At 62.3% G+C, this 15,378-nt stretch carries 18 protein-coding genes; 9 read left to right on the top strand and 9 right to left on the bottom strand.

Annotated elements, in window-relative coordinates; genetic code table 11:
• Positions 1–36: 36 nt before the first annotated feature.
• Positions 37–339: a UBP-type zinc finger domain-containing protein gene (locus tag WBP07_RS24730; protein WP_395397736.1), complete on the bottom strand. Its 303-nt coding sequence runs from the start codon at positions 337–339 to the stop codon at positions 37–39.
• Positions 336–1,994 carry an FAD-dependent oxidoreductase gene (locus WBP07_RS24725; RefSeq protein WP_395397735.1) on the bottom strand — a complete coding sequence of 553 codons (1,659 nt, stop codon included), beginning with the start codon at positions 1,992–1,994 and terminating at the stop codon, positions 336–338. The genes WBP07_RS24730 and WBP07_RS24725 overlap by 4 nt, the downstream gene beginning before the upstream one ends.
• Before the next feature lie 109 nt (positions 1,995–2,103).
• On the opposite strand from WBP07_RS24725, the gene WBP07_RS24720 reads away from it, so the two are divergent.
• Positions 2,104–2,295 (top strand): hypothetical protein, encoded by a 192-nt coding sequence (locus tag WBP07_RS24720; RefSeq protein WP_395397734.1) that lies wholly within the window; start codon positions 2,104–2,106, stop codon positions 2,293–2,295.
• A gap of 189 nt (positions 2,296–2,484) precedes the next feature.
• Here WBP07_RS24720 and WBP07_RS24715 read toward each other — a convergent pair whose 3' ends face one another.
• Both WBP07_RS24715 and WBP07_RS24710 read right to left on the bottom strand, forming a co-directional pair.
• Positions 2,485–3,852, bottom strand: coding sequence for an FAD-containing oxidoreductase (locus WBP07_RS24715; protein WP_395397733.1), 1,368 nt, complete (start codon positions 3,850–3,852; stop codon positions 2,485–2,487).
• The gene (locus tag WBP07_RS24710; RefSeq protein WP_395397732.1) at positions 3,849–4,307 is read right to left on the bottom strand and encodes a DUF4126 domain-containing protein; all 459 of its coding nucleotides are present in this window, start codon (positions 4,305–4,307) and stop codon (positions 3,849–3,851) included. The genes WBP07_RS24715 and WBP07_RS24710 overlap by 4 nt, the downstream gene beginning before the upstream one ends.
• A gap of 856 nt (positions 4,308–5,163) precedes the next feature.
• Between WBP07_RS24710 and WBP07_RS24705 the strand changes: the two genes are divergently transcribed.
• On the top strand, positions 5,164–5,439 hold the full coding sequence (locus tag WBP07_RS24705) for a hypothetical protein (RefSeq protein ID WP_395397731.1): 276 nt from the start codon (positions 5,164–5,166) through the stop codon (positions 5,437–5,439).
• A gap of 52 nt (positions 5,440–5,491) precedes the next feature.
• Here the strand turns inward: WBP07_RS24705 and WBP07_RS24700 are convergent, their stop codons facing one another.
• Positions 5,492–5,899 (bottom strand): GFA family protein, encoded by a 408-nt coding sequence (locus tag WBP07_RS24700; protein WP_395397730.1) that lies wholly within the window; start codon positions 5,897–5,899, stop codon positions 5,492–5,494.
• 255 nt (positions 5,900–6,154) lie between these two features.
• On the opposite strand from WBP07_RS24700, the gene WBP07_RS24695 reads away from it, so the two are divergent.
• The 5 genes from WBP07_RS24695 (at position 6,155) to WBP07_RS24675 (ending at position 12,090) form a co-directional block, all read left to right on the top strand.
• On the top strand, positions 6,155–7,135 hold the full coding sequence (locus WBP07_RS24695) for a dipeptide epimerase (RefSeq protein WP_395397729.1): 981 nt from the start codon (positions 6,155–6,157) through the stop codon (positions 7,133–7,135).
• 52 nt (positions 7,136–7,187) lie between these two features.
• Complete coding sequence (locus tag WBP07_RS24690) at positions 7,188–7,904, top strand: helix-turn-helix domain-containing protein (protein ID WP_395397728.1); 717 nt, start codon at positions 7,188–7,190, stop codon at positions 7,902–7,904.
• Between the two features lie 131 nt (positions 7,905–8,035).
• Positions 8,036–8,266: a hypothetical protein gene (locus WBP07_RS24685; protein WP_395397727.1), complete on the top strand. Its 231-nt coding sequence runs from the start codon at positions 8,036–8,038 to the stop codon at positions 8,264–8,266.
• Entirely contained in the window at positions 8,263–10,470 is a 2,208-nt protein-coding gene (locus tag WBP07_RS24680; RefSeq protein ID WP_395397726.1) for a TonB-dependent receptor, read from the top strand. The genes WBP07_RS24685 and WBP07_RS24680 overlap by 4 nt, the downstream gene beginning before the upstream one ends.
• Positions 10,471–10,509: 39 nt before the next feature.
• The gene (locus tag WBP07_RS24675) at positions 10,510–12,090 is read left to right on the top strand and encodes a serine hydrolase domain-containing protein (protein ID WP_395397725.1); all 1,581 of its coding nucleotides are present in this window, start codon (positions 10,510–10,512) and stop codon (positions 12,088–12,090) included.
• A 105-nt stretch (positions 12,091–12,195) separates the two neighbouring features.
• Here WBP07_RS24675 and WBP07_RS24670 read toward each other — a convergent pair whose 3' ends face one another.
• Genes WBP07_RS24670 through WBP07_RS24660 form a run of 3 tightly spaced genes read right to left on the bottom strand, consistent with a single transcriptional unit; the run spans position 12,196 to position 13,931 of the window.
• Positions 12,196–12,630 carry a hypothetical protein gene (locus WBP07_RS24670; RefSeq protein WP_395397724.1) on the bottom strand — a complete coding sequence of 145 codons (435 nt, stop codon included), beginning with the start codon at positions 12,628–12,630 and terminating at the stop codon, positions 12,196–12,198.
• Between the two features lie 33 nt (positions 12,631–12,663).
• Positions 12,664–13,440, bottom strand: a complete 777-nt coding sequence (locus WBP07_RS24665; RefSeq protein WP_395397723.1) for an SDR family NAD(P)-dependent oxidoreductase — start codon at positions 13,438–13,440, stop codon at positions 12,664–12,666.
• Complete coding sequence (locus WBP07_RS24660) at positions 13,437–13,931, bottom strand: nuclear transport factor 2 family protein (RefSeq protein ID WP_395397722.1); 495 nt, start codon at positions 13,929–13,931, stop codon at positions 13,437–13,439. The genes WBP07_RS24665 and WBP07_RS24660 overlap by 4 nt, the downstream gene beginning before the upstream one ends.
• A gap of 344 nt (positions 13,932–14,275) precedes the next feature.
• Here WBP07_RS24660 and WBP07_RS24655 point away from each other — a divergent pair, with 344 nt between their 5' ends.
• Together WBP07_RS24655 and WBP07_RS24650 are read left to right on the top strand one after the other, a co-directional pair.
• Positions 14,276–14,551 carry a hypothetical protein gene (locus tag WBP07_RS24655; RefSeq protein WP_395397721.1) on the top strand — a complete coding sequence of 92 codons (276 nt, stop codon included), beginning with the start codon at positions 14,276–14,278 and terminating at the stop codon, positions 14,549–14,551.
• Between the two features lie 22 nt (positions 14,552–14,573).
• The gene (locus WBP07_RS24650; RefSeq protein ID WP_395397720.1) at positions 14,574–14,786 is read left to right on the top strand and encodes a hypothetical protein; all 213 of its coding nucleotides are present in this window, start codon (positions 14,574–14,576) and stop codon (positions 14,784–14,786) included.
• Between the two features lie 7 nt (positions 14,787–14,793).
• On the opposite strand, the gene WBP07_RS24645 is transcribed toward WBP07_RS24650, so the two are convergent.
• On the bottom strand, positions 14,794–15,288 hold the full coding sequence (locus tag WBP07_RS24645) for a DUF6306 domain-containing protein (RefSeq protein WP_395397719.1): 495 nt from the start codon (positions 15,286–15,288) through the stop codon (positions 14,794–14,796).
• Between the last annotated feature and the right edge of the window lie 90 nt (positions 15,289–15,378).

The raw sequence follows: 15,378 nt of genomic DNA, 5'->3' as shown, positions 1-15,378 counted from the left end.
CCGCATGTTCGCGGCTGATTTGCCGTAATCGTGATGTTAAACGAAGCGAGGGATCGGGCCGATCTGTGGGGTCTGGTCCGGCAATTCGACCTCGATCTCGTCGATATAGCACCACCCCCAGCCTTCCGGCGGATCGTATCCTTCCATGATCGCGTGTCCTGTCGCATGGAAATGGGCGGTGGCATGGCGATTGGGCGATTGATCGCAGCAACCGACGTGGCCGCAGATGCGGCACAGGCGAAGATGTACCCACGGGCTTCCCGTCTTCAGACACTCCTCACACCCGCGCGCGCTGGGCGTGACGCTCTCGATAGTGCCGGTATGGGGGCAGTCGCTCATGAATGTTCCTTTGCGGCCTGCCTTGCCGCGGTTTGCTTGGCCAGCATCGCGTGGATCTGCGCGACGACTGCGGCGCCTTCGCCCACTGCCGCCGCTACCCGCTTCGTCGATCCCGCTCGCACGTCGCCGATGGCGAACACGCCTGGGACAGTCGTTTCGAGCGGAAATGCGCCAGCCCCCGTGATGACAAATCCGTTGTCATCACGATCGACGCGCTCGTCCAGCCAACCCGCATTGGGGGTGGCACCGATGAACAGGAAAAGATGCCGGACGGGGATCGCCGCCACCGAACCGTCGCTCATATTGCGGAAGCTGGCAGAGGAAATTCCGGTCCGAGCGCAACCGTCCAGGGCCACGACCTCGCTTCCGGCATAGATCTCGACATTGGGAAGTGCGGCGATCCGATCGATCAGGTAGCGCGACATGGTTTCGGCCAGCGGGCGCCGTACCACCAGATGGAGCCGCTCCACCTGCGGCGCCAGAAAGGCGATTGCCTGGCCGGCCGAATTGCCTCCCCCGACCAGCGCGATTTCCTCGCCCGCGCAAAGGCGCGCCTCGATGGGGGACGCCCAATAGGAGACGCCATTGCCTTCGAATTCGGCAAGGTTGGGAATATTGGGGCGACGGTAGCTGGCACCCGAGGCGACGACGATCGATCTGGCCTGAAGCCTTTGCCCGCCGGCCAATTCCAGCCGCAGTTGACCGTTGGCGCAATCGAGCCGCTCGACCCTCAGCGGCACACCGACTTCGGCGCCGAATTTGAGCGCCTGGCTGAACGCGCGCCCCGCCAGCGCCCGACCGGATATTCCGGTGGGGAAACCGAGGTAGTTCTCGATCCGTGCGGACGCTCCTGCCTGACCGCCCGTGCTCCGCTCGTCCAGGACGATCACGGAAAGACCTTCGGAAGCGGCATAGACCGCGGCGGCAAGGCCGGCAGGCCCGGCCCCGACGATGGCGACATCGAAAATCGCATCGTCCTCCAACTTGGGCATCATCCCCAGGCAGCAGGCCAGTTCAAGGTCCGACGGATTTCGCAGCAAGGTTCCATTCGGGCAGACGACGAGCGGCAGCTCCTGCGGTGTTACGCCGACCCGTTCCACCAGGGCCTTGCCGTCCCGGTCGGTCGTCAGGTCAAGGACGAGGTTGGGAAAGCCGCTGCGGGCCAGAAAGCCTTGCAGACGCAGAAGGTCCGGGCTGGTGGGAATGCCGATCAGGATCGTCCCCGAGGATGCATCCTCCAGCAGTTCGACGCGGCGCAGGATCAGCGCCCGCATGAACAGTTCGCCCAATTCGGCCGAACCGATCATCAGTGCGCGCAGATGCGGTGCGTCGAACGGCAGCGCAACGCATCCGCCCGAACCGGCGCGGCCACCCGCAATCGATGGCCGCCCCGCCAGCGCGTTGACATCGCCGCTGAACTGGCCGGTTTCGTAAGTGGTGACCGCGATCTCTTCGTTCAGGCCATGGCGCCGGATCACATCGATCGATCCGCTCACCACCATCCACGAAGGGGCGTTCACTTCGCCGATGCCATAGACGGCCTCGCCCGGCTCGAAACGGCGTTCGGGGCCGCTTGCGAACCGCCGGGCGCTCTCCACCTGCAAAGGTGTGAGCACAGGGAACATCTGGTGCTTGCGTGTCTCGAATGTCGTCATGCGCAAGTCGGCGCTTTCGCGCCACGCCCTCCGAATATCGCGTCAATGCCGCATAGTGGACTAAGGCGGCGCGGGTTGCACGGACTTAAATGGATTTCCCTGTACTTTGATGCACTACGAGATTTTCGCAACGGTCGAAGACTTCGAAGCGTGCAATGCCATGCCTTACGTGAGGGACTGGTTCGCGAAACTTCCCGAGCTGGTAGAGGGCGGTGTGAAGGTGACGCGGATGGCCGTGGCCGCCAAGCCCGCGCCGAAAGATCGGGCCGAGCTGGGCGGAACTGGGCAATCTGCGCTATGATCTCTGGACGGACCAGGGCGATCCGAACCGTTTCGTCCTGGACGAACTCTACATCGCCGGAAATGCCTACACCTTGCACCGCGACGCCGCATTTTCGGAATTATCATTCGCGGGTCGGCGACCTCGCAGACCGGACGACGCTTGTGCTCACGCCGGTGGTGATGGCGGGGGTGTGAACAGGTCGATACGCTATTCCAGACTGCCGGCGATCGTGGGGATCAGTTCCGACACCGTGGGATGAATGTGGACGGTCCGGCGGAGTCTATCGGCGGTCGCTCCGTTCGCCATCATGTCCAGGATGCTGTGGATCGCCTCGTCGCCCGAGGTACCCAGAATGGTGCCGCCAAGGATCTCGTCCGTTGCGGCATCTACTACGATTTCCATGAACCCAAGGCTCTCGTCCTTCTCTACCGCTCTGCCGACCCGCGACATGGGGCGGCGGCCGATCCTGACCGCCCGCCCCGCCGCGGCGGCCTGGCCGGCGCTCAAGCCCACCCTGCCAAGCGGCGGATCGGTATAGAGCGCGTAGCAGGCGATACGGTCGCTGACCTTGCGATCGGCACCGTCCAGCAGATTTTCGGCCACGATCTCGAAATCGTTGTAGCTGGTGTGCGTGAAGGCGCCTTTGCCGTTGCAATCACCCAGCGCCCAGACGCCCGGTGCGGAAGTTTCCAGCCGGTCGTTGACGACGATATAGCCACGCGCGTCGGTTTCGATGCCGGCTTTGTCCAGCCCAAGGTCGTCGGTATTGGGTATCCGACCCACCGCCATGAGCACGTGACTGGCTAGGAGATCGGGTTCGCCATCGGTGCAGGACAGGCCAACCCGGATCGATTGATCTGCGGGCGCGAAGCGTATGCATTCGGCCTGGGTCCGGACGGCGATGCCTTCCGCTTCGAGGATCGAGCGGACGGCCTGGGATACCTGCTCGTCTTCGCGGGATATGAGGCGGGGCCCCTTTTCGACCACGGTGACCTTCGCGCCGAAGCGCCGGAAAGCCTGCGCGAATTCCAGGCCCACATAGCTGCCGCCGATGACCACCAGATGATCGGGGACGGTGGTCAGCGCCAACAGCGAGCTGTTGGTAAGCAATCCGACATCGCCCACGCCGGGCATGTCGGGAATGAACGCCCGGCCGCCGACATTGATGAAAATCCTGTCGGCAGTGAATTCCTCCGTGCCGACTGCGATTGTTCCGGGCGCGGTAAAGCGCGCATGGCCGAACACCAATGTACAGCCAGGCAGGCCTTCCAGCCATGCCCGGTCTCTGTCCCGCGCGTTGCCTGCCACCCGGCTGGTGCGTTCATGGACCCGGGCCATGTCGATCGAGATCGGGCCCGTAAGCACGCCGAAGTCGCTCCCGCGCCGGGCGATATGCGCGGCATAGGCGGAGGCGACCATCGTCTTCGTGGGCATGCAGCCGGTGTTGACGCACGTCCCGCCCACCAGATGGCGCTCAAAGATCGCAACGGTTTTCCCGGCAGCCGCAAGCCGGGCGGCCAAGGCGGGCCCGGCCTGGCCCGTGCCAATGACGATCGCGTCAAAATGCCTTGTCATGCCTGGGTGATCACCAGGGCGGCGAGCGCGATGCCGACGACATCTTCGCAAAGCGCCGCGGGCAGGTCACGGCCGAATGTCCGCGCGAGCGCGCCCCGCACCGCAGCGCCGCCGGTAGTGCCGACGAAGGCGCCCAGGACGCCGGCGACGGCGCCAATCGCCGAACCGGGGTCCGAGACCGCAATCGCGCTGCCGCAGAGCGCGCCGGAGATGAGGCGCGTGATGAACTGGGGCGGAACTTTCCGGCTCGGCGTGAAGGACAGCTTGTCGGTCACCAGTTCGCCAGCTGCGGCGAATGTGAAGAGCCAGGGCGTAAGCCAGTATCCCAGCCAGGCCAGCCACGTGCCCTCGACGGAGATAAGTCCCAGATAGGCTGCCCAACTGATCGCTGCTGGCGCAAGCATCGCGCGCAGGCCGGCGACCAGGCCGATCAGAAACGATAAGGCGATGACCACGGCACGCATCTCCTCAATGAAATCGGCATTTGCCGGATCGGCTGGCGGCAACCTTACGGAAGCCGTCCCCGGTTGTCGCCGATAGTCGCCTCTGCGCCAAGGGGGCATTTCGGATGGTTCGATAATCTTCGTTTCATGGCGCCTGCGGCCGCATCCGGCCGGACCGGCAGCGAGCGACCAGCCCGGAAAGGTGGCCGCTCGCGGAACCGGGCACGGATCGGACAACGGGCGAGCCGCAGTCAGACCCCGATCGGCGCCTTCTGGAGCACTTCGACAAGCTTCGCGCCGATTATCGCTTCGTTGCACGCGTCGAGGCGACAAGACGTCCAAGCCATGCCATTCCGGGACGACATGGGAACCGTGTTTCTGATCCGATATGCGTTTTGGCGATCCCGCAATCCATTCTCGCCCGAGCGAAACTCTTGATGTGGGGTTCGGCTCCGCTTCGTCGATCTTCTGCCCGAACAGGTCGGCGACGCCAACCGATGGGGGAGTGGCGCGATCAATTGCGGGATCGTGATCGTAAGACCTCGTGCCCGTGCGCCCATCACGTTGGTGACATTGACGGAAGCCGGGGCCATCGCCCTATCGGCGAAGGTGCGCTGTGGCCACGAGGAGAGGGCTACCGATCGCGCCTCCATCTCTGTGCGCCGGAAATCATGCTGCCTTGGCCGTCAGATGGGAAATTGGCTATGCGAAGGTTTGAATTCGGATTGACTGTTTCGCTGTGTGCTTCGCCTTGAATAACAACCGGATCGGCGATTTCGCGGTTCTCCCTCTTCCGTTAGCGAGCAGAGATGCTAGCTTGGTGAGCCCCCACCCCAGAGAAGGTAATAAGTGTCTAGGGAGGTAGTCGATGCCGATCGAACGTGCAGCTCGCGCATTGATAAAATCCGAAAGCGGATACGACGATTGGGATGCTCTTGGCTTTGAACTTCAGGAAGAAGTTCGGGCAAATATTTGCGCTGTGCTTGAGGCACTTCGAGACCCTTCGCCAGCGATGCTTGCCGCTGGCGAGAAGTTTCTTCGCCAGCAAGTCGGCTTAGGGTTTGAGGGCGGGGCCCTGGAACATGCCTGGCATCTGATGCTGGACGCCTTGCTTGCGTCGAGAACGAACCCAACCCGTCATTAAATGGCTGAAATGGGTAGCCGTGGGCCGGGGCCATCGTAACATTGCACGGCGATTACATCGGGAGGCCGGCGAACCCCGGGATATCAACCATTCGATCGTCCCAGGTTGCTCGACTGGAGACGTAGATGTGCGCATCGGGAGAGACGGCGATCTCATCGTCAAGGCATCCCGCAGGCACTACAAGCAAAGCCCCGTCCATCTGGACGCTGGGCAAGGCAGATCCGCAGACCGAGCAGAAACTCCTGGCATGCCGCGTTGCGGGAACCTGGTACTGCGTGATTTTCTCGTTTCCAGAGTGCCAGACCACGGTAGCGGTTGACGAAAACAGGTTCGATGCGTGCGCCGACCCTGTATCTTTCCGGCAGCGGCTGCAGTGGCAAAGATAAAAGCTCTCGAACTGTCCCCGGATGTCGAACCGGACTGCACCACATTGACAGGAACCGGATGTCACTACCGTCATAACTGTCTCCCCATTCGGTTTTGCACCCGGCAGATGCTCCAGAGGCGCGCCGAACCACACGTCGCAAATGGGGATTGGACTTAGACGATACAGAGGTGGCGTGGAAGCAGACATGCCAGTCACGCATGACGGCGGCAGACCGGCTCTCCCGAGCGGCCCAATCAGCGCTGTTGGCGCAAACGAAGCATAAATTTGCTTGAAATGCAAATTCTGTCTCCATATTGCTTGAATTGCAAATTGTGGAGCAGGGCGGTTATGAAGATTTCGGTCCGCAAGAGGTTCATCGCACTCGATCAGCCGTTCCGGGTCGCGTTCGGCACGATTTCTGGCCTCGACGTGGTCGAGGTCGAAGCTTCCGACGGCGGAGCGGTCGGGCGCGGCGAATGCTGCCCGATGGGCATTTATGGCCAGGATGCGGACGCGACATTGGCTGAGATCGAAGCGATCGCTCCTTTGCTGAGAAGCGGGGAATTGGATCGGCTGACCCTGCAGAGCGCCATGCCGGCGCGGTCGGCACGAAATGCGCTGGACTGCGCCCTGTGGGATCTGGAGGCGAAGCGATCGGGGCGCTCTGTGTGGGAAATCGCCGGATTGCCTGCCCCGGGCAAGATAACTTCCGACGTCACCATCGGCATCATGGCGCCTGAGGCGACCGCCAAAATCGCGGCGACGCTTCGCGGCGCGTCGATGATCAAGCTGAAACTGGGCGGCGAAGCCGATCTGGAATGCGTGGCGGCAGTCCGTTCGGTGTTGCCTGATATCCCGCTCTTCGTCGACGTCAACGCCGGATGGACGCTGGAGCGCCTGAACGCAATGGCTCCGCGCCTTGCCGATGCGGGGGTGTTCATGATCGAGCAGCCGTTGCCACCGCAGGACGACCATCTGCTCGACGAATACAATCATGCCGTCAGGCTTTGCGCGGACGAATCCTGTCACGATCGCACCGACCTGGATCGGTTGGTTGACCGGTACGACTACGTCAACATCAAGCTGGACAAGACTGGCGGCCTTACCGAAGGCTTGGCGTTGGCCGAAGCGGCACGGGCCATGGGATTCCGCCTGATGGTGGGATGCATGCTGGGTTCCGGGCTGGCGATGGCGCCGGCCTATATGGTCGCCTCGCTCTGCGAGGTCGTCGATCTCGACGTGCCGCTCATCGTCAAGGACCGCGCCGATGCGGGCGTGCATCACGATGGTCGGCGCCTGCATCGCTTCCCCCGCGAACTGTGGGGCTGATCGCCGCTGCTGCGATCTAGCCAAGCCCTGAGGCAGGGATTAACAGGCATACATGGACATCGTCAAAGACGGGCACACGCAGGCGGGCGACATGCCGGACTCGATCGGCGCATTGCTGCGTACCCTTCGAAAACGCCGGAAAATGACGCTTGAGCGTCTGTCCGAACTGACCGGAATATCGGTGTCTTCGCTTTCGCGGATCGAGAATACGCAGCTTGGATTGACGATCGAGAAGGTGGAGCTGCTTGCCAAGGCGCTTGAAATCGCGCCCGAGGATCTGGTCGCCCGCAAGGCCGCCCCGGATCACGATGGCCTTGATGGAGGCAATGGTAAGAGCCCGCGCAGGGTGAACTATCGGCGCCTTGCCGTCGATCGCGAGAGGACGCGTGGCAGCAAGGCAAGCAGCTATCGCGAGCTGAATCTCAAGCATCTTTTCGAGCCCGACAGCAGCCGCGCGCTGGATTGCATGCAGGTCGCGATAGAATCGATCAGCATCTGGGAATCCGAGTTCGTGCGCCATCCCGGCGAAAAGATCATCTACGTGTTGCGCGGCGACGTTCTGATATATTGCGAGGGGCACGCGCCGCTCGTTCTGGAAACCGGTGATGCGCTCTTCATGGATGGGTCCATGTGGCACAGCACCGTCGCCGCACATGGTCCTCCGGCGGAGCTTCTGGTGACCTATTATCACGGCCCCGATGCGGACCAGGGCCTTTTCGAAACGCAGGTTTTCACGCCCGAAAGCTGGGCTGCGCTTCAAACCGGCTGATCCTTTCCGGCTACAAACCAATGAAATGGCGCAGTGCGTCGACGGTGGGCGCTTGCCTACAAAATTTGCTTGAACTGCAATTTTGAAACATATATTGCATTTAATGCAAAATATGTGGACAGGGCAGGCGCATGATGGCGCAATGGGGCTTAACGGTCAGCACGGCAGAAACGCGGGCAGCCGAATGGTGCGACCGCCTGGAACTGCCGTGTCGCGCTTCTCCCGATTTTACGGTGCTGCGGGCGGGGCGTGACAACCGCATTCGCGAACGCTCCCGTGCCGACGCTGTCCACGCCGATCGAAATGCGGCGCAATCCGCCGTGCCTGCCACCGCGCTCGCCAAACAAGGGGTATTCGCATGAGGACATTTCCGAGAGGCAAACTGCGACTTCTGCTCGCCGCCGGTACGGCGCTTTCCTATATCCCGTCCGCATCGGCGCAGGAGGCCGATCCTGCTGCATCCAGCGGCGCTTATCCGGGCGAGATCGTGGTTACCGCGCAAAAGCGCGCCGAACGCCTGATCGATACGCCCCAGTCGATCACCGCACTTTCGTCTGATGACATGTCGCGGATCGCCGCGCGGCAGTTTGTCGACTTCGCCAATACGGTTCCCGGCCTTCAATATACTTCGCAGGGCGCAGGTACATCGCAGATCAGCATGCGCGGCGTCACCAGCGGTGCGGACGTGTCATCGACGGTCGGCATCTATGTCGACGAAGTACCCTATGGCTCAAGTTCGGCATTCGCCAACGGGCCGCGCCGCGCGCTCGATGTCGGGCTTTTCGATATCGACCGTGTCGAAGTGCTGCGCGGACCGCAGGGCACGCTTTATGGCGCTAGTTCGATGGGCGGCGTCCTCAAGTATGTGATGGCCAAGCCGTCGCTGACCGAATTCGAGGCCAAGGTGCAGGCGGGCATCTCGACGACGGCGCATGGCGGAACCAGCTACGACGCATCGGCGGTGGTCAATGCTCCGCTCGCAACCGATAAAGCGGCAGTACGGGCCAGCGGCTACTATTCGCGCGACGGTGGCTACTTCGACAATGTCATGACCGGCGAGAAGAATGTCGATCGCGGCAATGTCTATGGCGGACGGCTCGATGCGCTGTTCACGCCGGTGGAGGATCTGTCGATCCGGCTCACCGGCTTTGCGCAGAATATCCGGCGCGAGGGCGGAAGCTATGCCAATATCGGCCTGGATGGCGTGCCGGTTGCCGGATATCTCGATCAGGCGCATCCGCTGGACGAGCCTTTCCGGTCGAACTTCCGCCTTGGCAGCGCGACCATCGACTACGATTTTGGCGGCGCATCGCTGACGTCGGTCACCAGTTATCAGGAGAACAAGACGTACGCGTCGACCGACGGATCGGCGGTCTATGCGCCTTATCTCCAGATACTGGCCAATATCCCCGCCGAAGCGGTGGCGATCAACGAACTGGCAAGGACCCGCAAGTTCGCCCAGGAAATCCGCCTGGCTTCGCCGACGGGCCGAACCTTTGAATGGCTGATCGGCGGGTTTTACACGCATGAAAAGAGCCTCTTGCAACAGGTTGCCGATACTTACGGCGCAGGCCTTGTCCCGATGCCGGAGGTGAACGCGGTAACCGCTGAGATCGACAGCACTTACGAGGAATATGCCGCCTTCGGAAACCTCACCTGGCATCTGACCGATGCTTTCGATGTCAGCGGCGGCATTCGCTATGCGCACAATCGGCAGAAATTCACGCAGAACGCCTCGGGCATCTTCGTCGTATCGGCGCCGGGGTCGAGTTCCAGCGAAAGCGTCGTCACTTATCTGGCCAACGCCCGCTATCGCTTCAGCCGCAACGTAACGGCCTATGCCCGTTTCGCCACGGGCTATCGACCCGGCGGCCCGAACTTCCGCGTGATCGACCCGGCCACTGGGGAGCCGTCCCCCGCCACTTTCGATTCGGATTCGCTGGATAGCTACGAACTGGGAATAAAGGCAGAGACTGCCGATCACAGCTTCGGCCTGGATTTGTCAGCTTATTACATCGACTGGAAGGATATCCAGCTTCTCAGCCCGGTTGCCGGTGTCAGCAATTTCACCAATGGGCCGGGCGCGCATATCAAGGGGGCCGAGCTGGCCCTGACCGCGCGACCGGGTCCGGGCTTCGTCGCAACGGCCAATTTCGCCTACAACGATGGCTATCTGACGCAGGACGTGCCGCTGCTCGGCGCTCTTAAGGGAGAGCGTTTGCCGAACACGCCGCATTTCACGGCCGCGCTCAACGCCGACTATGTCCTGCCCACCAGCGATCTGAAGCCTGGGCTGGGGGCGACACTGCGCTTTGCCTCCGATAGCACGGCAAGCTTCGACGCCAGCCCGGCGTTGCGGCAGTACAACGTGCCAGATTATGTGACCGTCGATCTGCGCGCGAGCATGTCATTCGGGCCCGTCGATGCGCAGATCTATGTCCGCAACCTGTTCGATACGCGGGGCCAACTGGCCGCGCAGACGGTCCTTTCGCAACTGGGAGGTCCCGCGCAGGTGCTGATCCTGCGGCCGCGTACGGTCGGACTGCAACTTAGCTCGCACTTCTAGGGTGCCTCCGTCCGCAACCTCTTTTCAGGGACAGGACAGATGACTCAAGCAACCGTTACAACGAATTTCGACGAAGCCCGGATCGATGCGATCTTCGCCGCGATCGACCAATGCAGTCAGCCCGGGGCGGCGGTTGGCATCGCGATTGACGGCACGCCCGTCTATCGCCGTGGCTTCGGGCTTGCCCATATGGAATTGCCGGTCGCTCTGGGCCCGGGCATGCGCATGCGGATCGGATCGACGACCAAGCATTTCACGGCGCTGGCCTATCTTCTTCTGTGCGAGGAGGGGCGCGGGTCGCTCGACGATCCGATCGGTAGGCACCTCGATGAAATCGGCGAGGCCACCGGGCGTGTCACGATGCGCCAGCTGATGGGGCATACCTCGGGCATTCGCGATGCCATGACGGTGTCGATGCTGACCAATGGCGCGCCCACGAAAGTGAGCGACGCCGATCTCCTGGCCAATTACCGGGCTATCGAGGACGTCGATTTCGCGCCGGGCACCAGTTGGAGCTACAACAACGGCGCCTATGTCCTGCTGACGGCCGCGATAGAGCGGATTACCGGCGAAACGCTCGATGCCGTGCTGCGAAAGCGCATATTCGAACCCGTCGGGATGCATGACACGATGCTGCGGCGGTGGGACGACGGCTTCGTCCCCAACAGCGCCGCGCTGCACTTCCGCGCGGCGGACGGCCGCTTCACGCGCGACTACATGGGATCGGAAGTGAGCGGGGCCGGCGGCGTGGTTTCGACGATGGACGACATGTTGCGGTGGCTGAGGCATATGGATGCGCCCCATGTCGGATCCGTCGAAAGCTGGCAGCTCCTGAAAGAGCCTCACCGACTGGCGAACAGCACGTCCACGGGTTACGGGCTGGGGCTGGTCATCGGAAACTATCGCGGTGTCGAGACGATCTGCCACGCAGGCGGTGTGATCGCCGGCAACTCGCAGATGATCAAGGTGCCGGCCGCCGGGCTCGATATCTCGATCGCTGTAAACCGCGCCGACCTAAACGCCGCCGACCTTGCCAACCGCATCATCGATGCCTGCGTCGAAGGCCTGGATGCGGTGATCGACGTGCTTTTCGAAAAGGTGGACGGTGTATTCGTGTCCCCCGCCGATGCCCGCGTAATCGAGCTGCAGGCCCATGGCGAGATGCAGCTGATGGGTATAGATGGCGCGCCCGGCTTGCCGGTGACAGCGGAGGAGGACGGCAACCTGCGGCTTCCGGAGATCATGTCCTTCATCCGCCAGTCGGCGAGGCGTGATGGAACATCGCTGGTCTTTGCCGATTTCGGCAACGAGGACCGGCTCTTGCCGGTTGTGCCAGAGCCCGACGCGCGGCTTGGAGACCGGGCGGGACACTTTGAGGCACCATCGGTAGCGGCAACCGCGTGGATCGTCGAAGCGGGCGACGACTACCGCCTGCGCATCGAGGGGCGCCTCGGCCGGGCGGAGTACCGGCTATCGCCGCTTACCGAAACGATATGGAAAGCGGCCTCTCTGGGGCCGTTCGGAATGCTGGGCGGCATCGTTACCTTCGCCCACGATCGCCACGGTTTCGAGTTCGCGGCCGGGCGGATGAAGGGGATGCGCTTTACCCGCCTGCAATGAGCAGGGAGCGGGAAGGAGGAGCGTGGTGTCCCGCACTCCTCCTTCCAATCGCGCGGCCCTGTCCTGACGCAGTGGCTATTCGCGAGATCTGAGCGATCTCCCGCTTCAGCGCTTTTCCAGCGGCATGACGTAGACATCCAGATGGCGAATGCGGTCGGTCTGGTCGAATTCGTAGATCGTCACGGTGTTCGAAACGTCCATCACGCCGCCGCGCGAATTGCGTTCTTCCAGTTCCAGGATCACGCGGCCGGGCTGTTCAGTGACATGCCGCAAGGTGCCTTCCCACGAGCTTCCCGCCGCATATTGCGAGATATAGAACTTGTACTTGGTCCAATCGATCACTTCGGCCTGCGGCCCCAGAAACACGCCCATGCGCACGTAATTACCGACGTCGACAAGCTGTTCGATAGGGCCCCAGTCGGCATCCCCCAACGGTTCCAGCTTGGCTTTCTCGACCAGTCGCGAGAACGCCTCGCTATATTCGATCACCTTACGGGTCAGGCCGGTGAATTCACTCGACCTCGGCATTTCGTTCGCCATGATCTTCTCCCTGTTTTCGCGTGTCCTTCGCGTTCATGACATGACCAGGCCGCCATCGACATTGATCGATTGCCCCGTCACCGTCCGCGCCTCGTCAGAAGCAAGGAACAGCGCCATCCGCGCGACATCCTCCGGGCTGGAGAATGTCTTCAGCGGTAGCCCGGCGACCAGGCCCCCCTCGATCTCCTCGTACGTCTTTCCCTGCTCGCCCGCGATGCGTTTCATGTAGTTGACCATGAGGTCGGTGCCGATTGCGCCGGGCACCACGCAATTGCAGCGGATGCCGAACTCCCCCACTTCGCGCGCGATCGTCTTGGTGAGGATGCGCAGGGCGCCTTTGGCGGTGGAATAGTGGCTTTTCCTCACCATCCCGTCCCATCCGGCGCTGGACGAGAAGTTGACGATTGCCCCCGTTCGCCGCTCCAGCATCGAACGGTTGAGCACTTCGCGCGTGCAGAGCATCGCGGCCATGCAATCGGTGCGATAGGTATCGAGGAAGTTGTCGACCGTCTGTTCCCATATCCACTTGTCGGTGCCCGGGACGGCAGCGTTGTTCATCATCACGTCCACCTGGCCCCAGCAACTCATCGCCGCTTCGACCATGGCGGCAACCTCCGCCTCGTCCGTGACATCGGCGCGTACGGCGACGGCAGCCGGCCCTATCGATGCCGCGACGTCCTCGACCAGTTCCAGCCGCCTTGCCGCGAGCACAAGCCGGGCGCCTTCCCTGGCCATCATCGCGGCCATGACCGGGCCCAGCCCGGTGCTCGCGCCGGTGATGATCGCCACCTTTCCTTCGAAACGGCTCATATCCGCGCCACCTTGCGCATGATCTCATGGCTGTCTGCCGACCCGTCGAGCGCGCGGTTGAAGCGCTCGACAATGCGCCAGCCGTTTGCAGTGCGGGCCAGCGTCCAGTGGTTCACGGCCGCGCGCCAGAGGAACCAGCGGTCGTCCTCCTTCAGCACGACCACCGAGTAGCCCACTGCCTGCGCCTCGTCGCCGGCGACGGTGATCTTGGGCGTGGCGGTAAGGTGCGCGCAGCCGGTGTTCACCAGATCGAGATGCCCGGGCCAGCCGTACATGTCCGCGATCTCGTCAGGGGCCGAAAGCCGCTTGGTGCCGCCGCCCGGCAGGGTGAAGTTGTAGCCGCCGCCTTCCACCCACAGTTCGGCCGCGGGCGTGGCGGTGGCGCTATCCACCAGTGGGCCGTAGGTGTTCAGCAGATTGAGGATTTCCAAATGATCCTCAGCCTTGCGGCATCGCGCTTCCAGCGCGGCCAGACGGGCTTCGACATCCATCCCAATCCCTCCCTGTCTTGGTGCCGGTTGACCGGTCTTGCCCGTTCGCACGCGGGCTGGGCAGGAGGGTATTTTGCTATCGGGGCATGGTCCAGCACTGCTCTGTGGTGGCCGCAAATTTCACCGGGGCGGTTACAGGGAAGGCTGAAGCATCGTCGCTTGATTTCTGCGAAGATTTCCATGCGCGATTTCGTGGCCCGCCGGAAGCGGGATGCCTCGGGAAAATCCGAGGGAGCAAACAGTCAGGACAGGCGTACTTGAAGTATATCGCAATGCGATATAGATTGTTCCGGTAGGCATCCGTGATGGGGTGCGGATCGCCGTTGGAACAAGGAGAGAGCGTAATGGCGTTGCTCCAAGTCTTGCTCGAAGCGATCTGGGTGGTCGGAGGAAGCCTCCTGGCCGCGGCGCTGTTCAGCTGGTTGGCGTGGACCATTTTCAAGACGGTTCATCATCCCGAGTGGGGCGTGCCGATCTTGTTGATGCTTTTCACGCTGCTGTTCCGCGATCTGTTCACGCACAACAGCTTTTTCCAAATGATGGCGTTCTATGCCCTGATCGGCGCCATCGGATTATGGCCGGCAGGGCGTGCCTGGCATAACGACCACTATCCATCCTGAGATATCGAATGGGAGAAGAGCGATGCCGCGCCGGGATGCGGAAAATGGAGAGTCCAGCGTTCGTTACCCGGTCATCGTCGCCTGTATCGGCGAAGATCGGCCGCCGACGCTGACCGAACTGGCGCATATCGCCAAGCGCATTCGGCGCGAGTTGTATCCCGAAGCCAGCACCGATCGCGCCCAGAAGCGCAGGATTGTCCTCAGTGCATTGGCTGCATTGGGGCAATGCAACTGAACCATCCTTACCGTGCGACGGCAGGTCTTGAACCTAGCAGCGCATCGGCAAGAAGGATGTTGGTGCGATGGCATTCGAGCATCTCGCGCAGATCGGCGTGAAGCGCATCGTCGCGTACCCGTGGAAGCAAGGCTTCAAGCTTGCGAACCACCCAACCTTGTCCTCGATTGAGGAAGCTGAGCCGCTCCATGGCAAGTGAAATGGCCAGCGCCTTGTCGCGGAAAGCGCCGGTCTTGCGCGAAGGATTGCCACCTAGCCGGGTGATCTGGCGCGAAAGCATTGCGCACCAGCGCGCCTCGTCACTACGAACCGTGCGCATTAGCGCTACATAGTCTGGAGCCGCTTCCATCTTCGCACTCGCAAGGGCAACCTTGGCTCCCGCTCGCTCAGCTTCCAGCAGTTCATTCAGGGACGCGAGCAGTTCATCCCGACCCGCAAAGCCCATGTAGACGTCATCGGCCTCGGCCGCCGAGCAGACAGGTGACGATCGCTTTTCGCTCATCCCTACGTCCTTGCTGTGGCACGCCCGATTTCCGCATCTCGCCACTCGCAAAAAGTGGGTGGCGGACTTCTGAAATGAGCTTGCCTGTCG

It is taken from the genome of Novosphingobium oxfordense, assembly GCF_044029435.1.
Lineage (GTDB): Bacteria > Pseudomonadota > Alphaproteobacteria > Sphingomonadales > Sphingomonadaceae > Novosphingobium.
Note: the sequence above shows the minus strand (reverse complement) of the source record. Positions and strands in the feature narration are given on the sequence as shown.